The organism is Archangium violaceum (assembly GCF_016859125.1).
In the GTDB taxonomy this organism is placed as follows: domain Bacteria; phylum Myxococcota; class Myxococcia; order Myxococcales; family Myxococcaceae; genus Archangium; species Archangium violaceum_A.
In genome coordinates, this window is sequence record NZ_CP069338.1 from 9,121,450 (window position 1) to 9,132,820 (window position 11,371).

Sequence of the window (11,371 nt, forward strand, 5' to 3'; positions counted from 1 at the left end):
GAGTCCGGAGTCAGGAGGCGCTGGCCTGGGCGCGGCCCCAGAGGTGCTTGAGGCCCGGGTAGGCCTTGGCTTCCAGGGGGGCACCCGGTTGGAAGACGAGCTTCACGTGGTTGAGGTAGCGCATGAAGAGGCTCACCGCGCCCGGCCCCTGCGCCTCGGCGCCCCGGACGAGGTTGGGCGGCCAGCGCTCGCGCTCCGTGCGGTGGTCGGACAGCCCCATCCACGAGAGCAGGGCGTCGCGCTTCTCCGGCCGGCACAGTCCCCGCCCGACGAGGTGCTCCAGCAGCGGCTTCCACCGCTCCTTGAAGCCACCCAGCGTGAGGGCGTCCACGTAGCACTCCAGGCCCAGCTTCGGGTACACGCGCTCGCCCACGTCCAACGCCAGGCAGATGCGGTCGGTGTGCGGCGCCAGCGAGGACAGCAGCGCGTCCAGCTCGCCCACGGGCCCGTCCCAGCCGATCTCCTGGAGGTAGCGCGTGAGCCCGGACGTGGGGATTCCCCGCACGCACAGCCGCAGCGCGTCGATGGGCCGCGAGAGCATCATCCCCACCTGGTAGACGGAGCCCCCGGGAGGCAGGGCCTCGTAGCAGCGGCGCACGCTGCCGCGCACCGTTGCGGGGCCGGGCTCCCCGCGCATCACCCCGGTGGCCAGGGCGACGAGGCCCAACGGCTCCGGCTGCTCCTGCCGCGGTCCGAAGAAGATGGCGGGCGTGGGCGCGGTGGGGAGCCGGCCAATCACGTCGAACTCCAGCCAGAAGTCCTCCACGTCCGCGTGCAGTGCATCCTCCGGGGTGGCCCAGCGCGCGCAGAAGTCGAAGACGCGCCGCCACACCGGGTTCTCCAGGAGCTCGGCCGGGGGCCGCACGTCCGGATTGCGCCCGGCGAAGGCTCCTCGGGTTCCGTCATGTGTCTGCACGCGCACCAGGAAGTCCGCCCGGGCGTCGGGCTCGCCCAGCCGGCACTCGAAGCCGGAGCCGCTGCACGGAGGCAGCGCCCGCGCGATGGGGGCGATGTCCGCGAACGCCTCGGGGGAGACGAGCTCGGGCGGCAGGTGCGGCTCGGCCACCTTCAAGTAGTCCAGCATGGTGTACTTCATGGCGCGTCCTCCCCGTGTGCGCGGCTCATCCCACCTGGCGCCGCGCTCCGGGCGCGGGCGCTTCCACCAACTGTCCATCCACCAGCGCGGCGTAGTGGCCACCGAGCGCCAGCAATTCCTCGTGCGTGCCACGCTCGACGATGGAGCCCTCGTGCAGCACCAGGATGAGGTCCGCGCTGCGCACGGTGCTCATCCGGTGCGCGATGACGACGCGGGTGCAGCGCAGCTCGTCCAGGTGCGCGTCCACCTGCCGCTCCGTCACCACGTCCAGGTGGCTGGTGGCCTCGTCCAGCAGCAGCACGGTGGGGCGCTGGCAGAGGGCGCGCGCCAGGGCCATCCGCTGACGCTGGCCTCCGGAGAAGTTGGTGCCCCCGGCCGTCACCTTCGTCTCGTAGCCCATGGGCAGGCGGGAGAGCTCGTCGTGCAGGGCCGCCAGCCGCGCCGCCTGCTGCACCTCTTCCAGCGAGGCGTCCGGGGTGTTGAAGGCGATGTTGTCCCGGATGGAGCCGGTGAAGAGGAAGGGCTCCTGCAGCACCGCGCCGAACTGCGCGCGCAGCGAGCGGTAGTCCAGCTCGCGCAGGGGCTGGCCGTCGTAGAGGATGTCTCCCTCGGTGGGCTCGTGCAGCCCCAGCAGCAGTGTCCCCAGCGTCGTCTTCCCGGAGCCGGTGCGCCCCACCAGGGCCACCTTCTGCCCGGGCTCGATGGAGAGGGAGACGTCGCGCAGCACCCACGGGGAGTGGCGGTTGTAGCGGAAGCTCACGTGGCGCAGCTCCAGCCGCCCCGTGAGCCGGGGGGCAGGCCGCACCCGGGAGACGTCCTGCTCCGGCGCCGCGTCGAAGACATCCACCAGCCGCTCCAGGTTGGCTCCCACGGATTGGAGCTGCTGCACGGTGGCCACCAGCGAGGCCAGGGGCAGCAGGCAGGCGGCGGCCAGCGCGTGCAGGCCGAGCATCGTGCCCAGCGTCATCTGCCCCGCCATCACCATCCGCGCGCCCAGCCACAGCAGCGCGAGCGGGCCCAACGTGCGCAGCGTGAGCTGGGCCACTTCCAGCCCGGCCGCCAGGTGGCTGCGCCGCACGGAGACGTTGAGGTGCTGGGTGAAGACGTCCGTCCAGTGCTCCATCGCGCGCGCCTCACCTCCCGAGGCCTTCAGCGTGGCGATGCCGGTGATCGACTCGGTGAGGTAGCCCTGCGCCTCGCCCTGGGTGGCGAGGAACTGCTGCATCAGCGCGTGCCGCCGCGTGCTGGTGGTCACCACCAGGAGCACCTGCAGCAGGCCCAGCCCGGCCACCGCGGCGCCGAAGAGCGGCGCGCGCGCCAGCAGCAGGGCCAGGTACACCAGCACCAGCCCTCCATCGAGCACCACCGAGAGCGCGCGGCCCGCCATCGCCTCGCGGATGATCACGTTGCTGCCCAGGCGCGCCATCAGGTCGCCGATGGTGCGCTGCTGGAAGTAGCGCAGCGGCAGCGCCACCAGGTGCTCGAACAGGCCGAGCATCATCCGCTGATCCAACCGCGCGTAGAGGTACACCGTCAGCATCGAGCGCAGCCAGGCCGCCACGAGCTGCGTCAGCACCAGCACCCCGATGCCCAGACCGAACAGGGTGAGCAGATCGTCCGTCGGGCCCGGCAGCAGCCTGTCCACCACGAGCTTCGTGGCCAGCGGCAGCGCCAGCCCCAGCCCCTGCAGCACCAGGGACACCCCGAGCAGCTGCGCCAGCACCCCACCCAGCAGCTTCGTCCCCACCAACCTCGCCAGGTGGGCGGGCCACGTCGGGGGCGGCGCGCGCCGCTGCTCGAAACCGGGCCCGGGTTCGAAGGTGAGGACCACGCCGCTCAGGCTCCGCGCGAATGCCTCGGCCCCGAGGCGCCGCCGGCCCACCGCGGGATCCACGATGTCCACGTGGGAGGGGGACCAACGCTCCACCACCACGTAGTGGTTGGCGTTCCAGTAGACGATGGCCGGCAGGGGCACCTGGGCGAAGTGCTCCGGCTTGATGGCGAAGGCCTTGGTGCTCAACCCATGCTGCCTCGCCGCCTCGAGGATCCGCCGGGCCGTGGTTCCATCCCGCCCCGAATCGAAGAGCTCCCGGCACTCGTTGAGGGTGGTGTTGCGGCCGTGGTAGCCCAGCACCATGGCCAGACAGGCGGCGCTGCACTCGGTGGCGGTCATCTGCAGGATGACGGGCACCCGGCGCCGGAAGAGGCTCCTCCGGGTCCGCTGCTTCGGAGCGGGTGGGGCCGCGCGCCCGGCCGGAGTCTGATCACCGCCGCTCATCGGCCACCCCCTCTTCCTCCTGGAGCGCGAGCACTCCGTCCGCCAGGTATCCAACCGCCAGCGCACCCACGGCGAGCACCAGCCCGAGCACGCACCACAGCAGGGTGAAGCCCCGGGGCGAGACGAATCGCGGAAGCTCCAGTACGGCCCGCTCCCGCCGCGCGGGTTTCGCGCCAGGAGAAGGGAGCGACGGGGGCGATGGCGTCACGGGCACGAGCCAGTCCTCTCGCTGTGGCTCCGGGAGTGCTCCCGGAAGGCAAAAAAAAGGCGGGGCGTTGAAGCGCGCCCCGCCCGAAGCATCATCCGCCCGCGGCGACCACCTCAACAGGCCGCCAGCGTACGGAGGAGGGCATCTCGCCTACTCGGCGGCCTCCTCGGCGGCGACGCAGCTGCACCAGTCGCAGCTGGCGGCGGCGTTACCGCCCACGAGCACGTCGAGGGCCTCGTCGGTCAGCTCCATCATGCCGGCCGGATTCTCGGGGATCATCTCCCGCTCCGACTCGCTCAGCTCGTTGCGGAACTCCTCGTCCTTCCACGCACGGATCACGTTCTTCGACATGGGGGCTGCCTCCCTGTTGACGGTGTGGGCTTCAGCTCGGGGATGAGCTGTTCTTCACAACCAAGAAAACAGTACTTAATTGTTGTTTAGCTGTCAATTGCGAGTACGGCTGAAATCTCGTCCGGCATGTTTTACCGGTTAGAACCGGGAGACTGGAAAGGTCCGTCGGGGTTGCCCAGCCGCTCGAGCAGGGCCGCGGCGTGGGCGGGGCCGCCGAAAGCCGAGAGGGCCCGCTGGAGGCGTTGGGCCTGGGCGCGCGGAGCCGGATCCTCCAGCAGGGAGCGCAGGGCTTCCCGGAGCCGGAGGGGATCGGAGCCGGAGGAGGGAAGGGCGAGACTCCGGGCGGCACCCGTGCGGACGCAGGCCTCGGCCACGGCGGGGTACTCCAGGGCGAGCTGTGTCTCCTCGTGGAGGAGCAGCAGCGCGGGGCACCCGTGGGTGAGCGCGCCGAGCGCGGCGGTGGAGGTGGGCTGCGTCACCACCGCCCGCGCCCGCTCGAGAACGAAGGACTCGGGGACGTGGGAGCGCACCAGGAAGTGCTCGGGAGCGGTGCGTGCCGAGGCCCGTGGCGCGAGGGCGAGCACCCGGACGGGCTCGTCCCGAAGGGCCTCGACGAAGGCGGGCCAGGTGGACGGAGGCAGGGTGTCACCGCCGAGGCGGGCGAGGAGGACGGGAAGGTTGCTGGCGGCGGCCTCGTCCAGCCAGTCGCGCAGCGCCGCGTCGGGCTCCTCGCGGGGCAGTCCGAGGCAGTCTCCCACCAGGTGTACGCGCGCCGGCAGCGAGCCCACGTCTCCTTCCAGCTCGGGCACGGTGCGCAGCAGCAGCAACTCGCCGATGAGCGAGGTGTCCTGGGGAGCCCGGTCCTCGCGGGGCAGACCACACGTCTGGCGCGCGGCGGCGTAGTGGGGCAGGAGCCCCTCGTAGAGCCGCACGGCGTGCTCGGTGGCGGCGTCGCGCTGCCCGGGTGGCGGAGGCTCCGCGCGGGGGAAGAAGTAGGCCATCTGTCCCACCACGCCCAACGGGAGGTGCTGGCGCTCGGCGGCCAGGGGGACTCCGAAGGCCAGCTGCTGGCCCACCAGCACGTCCGCCGGGAAGCGCGCCAGCGCGGACTCGATGTGCCGCACCTGCCGCACCATCTCCATCGGGTTCGCGCAGGTGGCCGTCTCGAAGCTCGGGCCATCCCGCTCGCCGCGGGTCAGCCGCTCGAAGCCCTCACGCCGCAGGAGCGGGGCGAGGGGAGGGCCGGTGACGAAGGCCACCGAGTGCCCGCGCTCACGCAGCGCGCGGGCGATGGCGAGGGCCGCGTGGATGTCCCCCACCCGGTCCATGCAGCAGAAGAGGTAACGCAAGGGCGCCTCCGGGTGGGCTCACGAGGCGGCGACACGAGGCGGACGCTGGCGTTGGCGGCCGAGCTCCTCCAGCAGATCCGCGGCGCGAGCGGGCCCGTCCACCCGGGCCAGGGCCTCCTGGAGCCGCCGGGCGTTCCCGGCGAGCCCGGGCGTCGCGAGCAGCTCCTCCACGGCCGCGCGGATGGACTGGGGCGTGAGATCGCCGTCGGTGCGGCGCAGGAGGTTGAGGGCGGCACCGGCGCGCCGGCAGCGCTCGGCGGTGGAGTACTGCTCTCCTCCGGCGACGATGAGCAGGGCGGGCAACCCGTGGGTGAGGGCCCCGAGCACCACCGTCGTGGTCCCGCTGGCGATGATGCCGCGGGCCCGGCGCAGGATGGCGGACTGCGGCACGTGGCGGCGGACGAGGAAGTGGGGCGGGAACGTCTCCTCCTCGATGCCCGGCCTGCGGATGGCCGCCACCACCCGCACGGGCAGTTCCTTCAGGGCCTCCACCACCAGGGGCCAGAAGTCGCAGAACTCCAGGTCCCTCGCCGGCTGCACGTAGAAGAGGGGTTGGCCGGAGGCCACCGCGTCCTCCAACCACCGCTCCAGCTCGGGATCGGGCGGCGCCTCCGGCGGCTCCCAGAGGCAGTCTCCCACCATGCGCACGCGCTCTGGCAGGGCCTCCACGTTCCCCTCGAGCTCCGGCACCGTGCGCAGCAGCAGCAGCTCTCCGATGAGGGGCGTCTCGCGATAGGGCGGAGTGGAGGAGGGCAGGCCAACGGCGGCGCGTGCTTCGTTGTAGCGGGCCAGCAGTCCGTCATGCAGGGAGGCGGCGCGCCGATCGAGCGGCTCCGGTCCCGGAGGCCCGTCCCTGACGGGGAAGATGTACGAGGCCAGGCCCAGGCTCGCCACGGGCAGGCCCTGGCGCTCCGCGGCGAGGAGCGGCCCGAGCGCGAGTTGCTGGCCCACGAGCACGTCCGGGTGGAAGCGCCCGAGCGCGTACTCCACGTGCCGGGCCTGCCTCACCATCTCCGCCGGCTGGGCGAAGGTCTCGATCTGGAAGCTCTTCCCGTCCTGCTCGCCCCGGGGAATGCGCTCGAAGCCGGAGTCCCGCACGAAGCTCGCGAAGGTCTGGCCGGTGACGAAGGCCACCTCGTGTGAGCGCCGCCGCAGCTCGCGTGCGATGGCGAGGGCCGGGAAGAGGAAGCCGGGACTGTCAAGCGAGCAGAACAGGTAGCGCACGCGCGCCTCCAGGACCCCGCCAGTCTAATCCAAACCCGATGGGATGCGGATGGGGGCTCAGGGCAACTCGGCCACCGTGCCAGGCACGTAGTCCTCCCGGAAAAGGTCCCCTCGTACGAGGATGGTGGGCATCGCTTCAGTTCCTCCTGCCAGACGTGCTCGAGCCCATCCGCCTCGATTCCATGCGGCATGTACGCTAATCGGGCGGCACACCACCGCGTGCCGCCCACGGGCTTCGTCATGGGCACCCGAATGCTCGGCCCAGACGTCAGCGGATCTGGGCCAGCGCCGATTCGACGTACTTGATGCCCTTGGAGGTGATCGCCTTTCCCTTCTTCGTGTCCTGCGCGAAGCCGGTGTGCAGGCGCAGCGCCTTGGCCGCGTTCGGGGCGGCGTACGTCACGCCGAGCTCACCCCAGAAGCGCGAGGTCGTCCCCGATGTCACCTCCACGTCCAGGGCTCGCGCGAGGTAGAGCGGAATGAGCGAGCGCAGGAGCTGATCCTTCTGTTTCCCGGCCTCCACCAGCTCCTCCTGCTTGGGGTGTGCCCGGAGCGCGTCCACCAGCGCCCCCACGGCATCCCCCGGCTCCTCGGCCGGAGTCCGCGCCGGGCTGGCCGCCTTCTCCACCGGGGCCTTCTTGCGGCTCCCAGAGGCCGCCTTCCGCGTGGCGGTGGGCTCGGCCTTCTTCTTCGGCGTGGCGGCCTTCTTCGCGCGCGCGGCCTTCCGAGCCCCGGTCCTGGGTGCCTCGCGCCGGATCTCCGCTGGCCGTACCTCCATACGACCCGTGGCGGGCTGGGGATGGATCGAGATCGACACGGCTGGCTCGGGGGGCTCGTGCACATATCCGTTCGGCACGGACGGGGGAGCGTCATACAGCGAGCGACGGGGCGTTTCGGGCGGCTTGCCCAGGACGTAGCCCCGCAGCGTATCGAATACCGATTCAAACCACCGAAGACCGTTGAGCACCTGGCGAGCCCTCCTTGAGGCGCCGCAGGCTACTACAGCTCCCGTCCTTTGGATCATCCGTGAGGCGGACCGTCACGGCCACCCCATTGCAATCCCTGGCGTTGCCCTCGAGCCCGCCAACACCGTGGACATTCCCAGGGCGGGCCGCCGTGGCCGCCAGGTGGATGAAGCTCGTCACCGTCATGGAGTGTTGTAGCCACACCATGCGAGGCGTCGCTTCCGATGCGGCCGTGAGTCCGGTCTCCACGGGGATGGCGGTGCCATGCGCCTCTCGCAGGAGCAGGGCGGCGCTGAGGGAGTTGAGCACCACCGCCAGGACGCTGGTGCTCGGTCCAGGTGAAACTTCCCGAAGTACGTTCCGCCCATGGCCAGGGCGAGCCCGAGCTCGTACAGGGTGTTCCTGGCCGGAGACATGCTTGCGCGCATGGATGGATACTCCCCTGAGCACCCCGAGCGGAACCGGGGGCCCCTCTGGGGGAGGGCGCTCGTGAGAGATGCTCAGTCGAGGAAGCGTCTGCACCAGCGCCGAGCCTCGTTCTCGGTGAGGCGAAGTGACGTGTACCGGGGTGGCGCAGCGGACACCGTGGTTCGTGAGAGGAAAAGCGGCTCGAGCCAGGGCTCCAGCACCTGGGCGAGCTCGCGGTACGCGGGAAGGGTCTTCTCGGTGGTCAGGTCTCCCGCCTCCGGTCCTTCTCCAAGAGAGACAATGACGCGCTCATTGACGAGTTCCTCCAGCATCGTCTCGGCTGAGCGCAGCCGAGAACGGAGGGCCATGGCGCCGCCGAGCCGAGCGAGGAGGGGCGGGCCGAAGAAGTTGAGCCAGCGTGCCCCAGAGGCGAAGGGGAGCTTGGACGCCATGTCGAGAGCCAACTCGCGCACCCGCGCAGGCCCGTGCTCTTCGAGATATTCGGTGGGAAGTATCGCGGTCAGCAGGCTCACCGAATGTTCGGGGGGATTGCTCCAGGGAATGCGAGCCCGGTACTCGAGTTGGTAGCCATTGGGGTTGTCGATGCCCCCGGTGAAGAGGAGCCCTCGTTCAAAGCCTCGCTTCTCGATTTCCCTCCGCTCAGAAGAATCGTAGTCCTCGGGGAAGGATCACCGCTTCGTGGCCTGTAGAAGGCGGCTCACCCAGGTCCACCGCTCCTCCGTCAGGCGGGAGCCTTCGTCATGTGAGAAGTGAACGGAGTTGATGGTCCTGGGCCCCTGGCCAACCGCAATTATATAACTGTCGATGGCGTGGCTGACCCCACGGGAGAGGTCAGGATGATCGTGTGGCATGTGGAAAGCGACACGGACCACCTCTCGTGCGAGCAATTCTCGTCGCGGGCGAGGCGGCTCTCCGTCGTAGAGCTTCCAATGGCCCGGGGGAATGCCGCGAAGGCGAAGGCGGGGGTAGTGGCCAGTCATCATTCAATGCCAAACTGCCAGAGTCCGCCGGGGGTGATGAGCGCTACAGGGCATCTCCTGGTGAGCTGCTGGTAACCCCCCAGTTGGGTCTCAGTGCCAGGAGATTTTGGTGTTGGACGGGAGGCACGGGCCTCAGAGTGCCACACCCACCTCGAGCAGGGTGAGCCCGTAGAACAGTCCCAGTCCGGGCCTGTCCGTGCCCACCCCCACGCCCACTTCCAACACGGACACCTGCGTGCGCCCCAGGTCGAAGCGCGCGGGGGCCAGCGTCAGTCCGAGCCCCAGGGATGGCCCCTGCACGGGCCGCACATGCTCGGGCGTGAGGAAGTCGATCCTGTCTCCGAACAGGCCGGTGAGATTCACCAACGCGGCGGGAGACCACCACCCCTGGCGCTGCATGCCCGCACCCACTCGCACCGCGAGCACCGAGCCCAGGCCCGTGAGGCCGCTCGCGTCCACCTGGAGCAGCCATCGGCCATCCACCGTGTCACGCAGGCCGAATCCGCCTCCCACGCCGCCCTGGGTGCGCTTCGAAGAGAGGTACACCGTCGCCCCCGAGTGGGCGTACAGCGAGAGTTGGTGCCTCGGGGGTACTGTCTCCCCGTTCGGCGCGGTGGCCAGCGTGGAGAGCAGGAGGAGTGTCGTCGGAGTCATGGCTGGGGACCCTCCGCCCAGAAGGCGAGCCCGGCGGCGGACAGCCGGGTGACTCCCGCGAGGAAGTCCGGGTCGAGCGTGGAGGGCACGTCCTTCTCCGTGTGGTAGTGGGGATTGCGGAAGTTGGCGGTGTCGGTGAGGAACAGCGCGCTCTGCCCGGCCAGCCAGAAGGGGCCATGGTCGCTGCGCATGAGGTTGCCCGCGAAGGCGCCGGAGCCGTCGATCGGCATCATCGCGCCTCGCACGGGGACGAAGCCCAGCCGGTTGCCCAGGATGTGGAGCTCCTCCAGGCGCGGGCGGGACTGCTCGTTGGCGATGGCGGCGATGAAGTCCCCCGTGGTGGGAATGGGGAAGCCGGGCAGCTGCTGCTGGGTGCCAGGGCGCGCATCCCGGTAACCGATACAGTCGAAGACGATGGAGGCGATGATCGTCTCCCCCGGGAGCGAGTGCACGTAACGCGTGCTGCCCACCACGCCGAGCTCCTCCAGGTCGAAGCCCACGAAGCGCACCGTGCGCGCGAAGCGCTTGCCCGCGGCCAGTCGCGCCATCTCCAGCATGGCGGCCACGCCAGAGCTGTTGTCGTCCGCTCCCGAGAAGTAGGCGTCGTAGTGGGCGCCAATCACCACCACCTCACCGGGGCGCTCGGTGCCGCGCAGCTCGGCGATGAGGTTGCTGGTGGGGAAGTGCGGATCCTCCGTGTCCTGCGTGGTGACGGTGTACCCGAGCGCCTCGAAGCGCTCGCGCACGAACTGGCGAGCCTTCTCGCGGGTGAGGTGGCACACCGGGGAGTGCTCCGTGTTGATCTTCTCGAGATCCAGGACGGAGCAGTCGATCGGGGTGTCCTCGAGATGGGCCTTCTCGAGTGCCTTCACGTCCGACATCAGGCGGTCCTTCTCCACGTCGGCGGCGAAGGTCCCCACGCGGGTGACGGCGGCGTCGTCGACGGGGGACCGCGAGGTGCAGGAGCTCACGGCGAGGAAGAGGAGGGCGGCGAACAGGGCTCTCACAGCATCACCCCCAGACGGACGAGGCCGAACTGCAGACGCAGCATGGAGCCGGGCATGGGCGAGAGGAGGGTGCCCCAGTGAAGCTCCAGGGCACTCACAGTGAAATGGTTGAAGGCGAAGCGCAGGGGCGCCGCGTGGATGGCGATGTAGGCGGGCCCGAACCGCTCGGCCCGGGTCTTGGGATAGTCGTCGGGGAGGCCGCTGCGGGGTTGGGTCACGACGGTCAATCCCGAGAGGCCCAACTCCGGGCCCACCAGCGGCCTCCAGACGCCCTGCCCGGCGGAGAGCTGGGCACGCACGTAGAGTTCGAGCGGGAGCTTGCTGGTGTCTGTGATCCCCCAGCGCACACCGCCCCCGAGGCGCCATGCGTCAAACTCATACGCATAGGCCGCCTCGAGGCCCGGGCGGGAAGGTAGTGCGAGGGAGAGACCACTCGCGGAGAACAGGGTTCCCCCGAGGGACAGCTCCTGTCCGGAGGCCGCGGCCAGCCCTGGAAGGAGCACTGCGGCGAGCATCAACCAATGGCGCATAGGTGCGCGACTCTATCTCACGCTTTGTCTGGGGATGTGCACCTCTTCTCGCCCTTCTCTGCCAGTGAAGGGGGAGGTCATGGTTTTGAATCAGGAGTGTTGGAATTCAGAGGGCATCATGTTTAATGTAACGGCCGACACAGGGGGCAGATGGGTATGTCGAACTGCCCGGCCCCGGTGGTCGTGTGGTTCCACGCATGGCCATGTGCGCCCTCTGAGCTCCGCTCGTGAGGTCGAATGCCATTGCTGTCGCGAGATGATTCCGCACGCGCTGTCTGTCTTCCCAAGGATGTCACTTTC

The 11,371-nt window shown here is 70.0% G+C and carries 12 protein-coding genes; all 12 read right to left on the bottom strand.

Translation table 11 applies throughout. The annotated features are described in order from the left end of the window. Positions 1 to 10: 10 nt before the first annotated feature. The gene (locus tag JQX13_RS38670) at positions 11 to 1,096 is read right to left on the bottom strand and encodes a hypothetical protein (protein ID WP_203404433.1); all 1,086 of its coding nucleotides are present in this window, start codon (positions 1,094 to 1,096) and stop codon (positions 11 to 13) included. A gap of 25 nt (positions 1,097 to 1,121) precedes the next feature. Further along, on the bottom strand, positions 1,122 to 3,374 hold the full coding sequence (locus tag JQX13_RS38675; protein ID WP_203404434.1) for a peptidase domain-containing ABC transporter: 2,253 nt from the start codon (positions 3,372 to 3,374) through the stop codon (positions 1,122 to 1,124). Then, the gene (locus tag JQX13_RS38680; RefSeq protein ID WP_203404435.1) at positions 3,361 to 3,582 is read right to left on the bottom strand and encodes a hypothetical protein; all 222 of its coding nucleotides are present in this window, start codon (positions 3,580 to 3,582) and stop codon (positions 3,361 to 3,363) included. The genes JQX13_RS38675 and JQX13_RS38680 overlap by 14 nt, the downstream gene beginning before the upstream one ends. Before the next feature lie 150 nt (positions 3,583 to 3,732). Then, positions 3,733 to 3,933, bottom strand: a complete 201-nt coding sequence (locus JQX13_RS38685) for a mersacidin/lichenicidin family type 2 lantibiotic (RefSeq protein WP_203404436.1) — start codon at positions 3,931 to 3,933, stop codon at positions 3,733 to 3,735. A gap of 131 nt (positions 3,934 to 4,064) precedes the next feature. Next, positions 4,065 to 5,282, bottom strand: coding sequence for a glycosyltransferase (locus JQX13_RS38690; protein WP_203404437.1), 1,218 nt, complete (start codon positions 5,280 to 5,282; stop codon positions 4,065 to 4,067). An 18-nt stretch (positions 5,283 to 5,300) separates the two neighbouring features. Then, the gene (locus tag JQX13_RS38695) at positions 5,301 to 6,506 is read right to left on the bottom strand and encodes a glycosyltransferase (protein ID WP_203404438.1); all 1,206 of its coding nucleotides are present in this window, start codon (positions 6,504 to 6,506) and stop codon (positions 5,301 to 5,303) included. Positions 6,507 to 6,774: 268 nt separating this feature from the next. Then, on the bottom strand, positions 6,775 to 7,473 hold the full coding sequence (locus JQX13_RS54755) for a hypothetical protein (RefSeq protein ID WP_239014111.1): 699 nt from the start codon (positions 7,471 to 7,473) through the stop codon (positions 6,775 to 6,777). Next, positions 7,448 to 7,780, bottom strand: coding sequence for a hypothetical protein (locus JQX13_RS38705; protein ID WP_203404439.1), 333 nt, complete (start codon positions 7,778 to 7,780; stop codon positions 7,448 to 7,450). Before JQX13_RS38705 ends, JQX13_RS54755 begins: the two co-directional genes overlap by 26 nt. Positions 7,781 to 7,971: 191 nt before the next feature. Next, a complete protein-coding gene (locus JQX13_RS54760; RefSeq protein WP_239014112.1) occupies positions 7,972 to 8,412 on the bottom strand; it encodes a type VI immunity family protein in 441 nt (146 codons plus the stop codon). A 600-nt stretch (positions 8,413 to 9,012) separates the two neighbouring features. Continuing rightward, positions 9,013 to 9,534 (bottom strand): hypothetical protein, encoded by a 522-nt coding sequence (locus tag JQX13_RS38715; RefSeq protein ID WP_203404440.1) that lies wholly within the window; start codon positions 9,532 to 9,534, stop codon positions 9,013 to 9,015. After that, a complete protein-coding gene (locus JQX13_RS38720) occupies positions 9,531 to 10,541 on the bottom strand; it encodes a M28 family peptidase (RefSeq protein WP_203404441.1) in 1,011 nt (336 codons plus the stop codon). The genes JQX13_RS38715 and JQX13_RS38720 overlap by 4 nt, the downstream gene beginning before the upstream one ends. Then, on the bottom strand, positions 10,538 to 11,071 hold the full coding sequence (locus tag JQX13_RS38725; protein ID WP_203404442.1) for a hypothetical protein: 534 nt from the start codon (positions 11,069 to 11,071) through the stop codon (positions 10,538 to 10,540). The genes JQX13_RS38720 and JQX13_RS38725 overlap by 4 nt, the downstream gene beginning before the upstream one ends. Between the last annotated feature and the right edge of the window lie 300 nt (positions 11,072 to 11,371).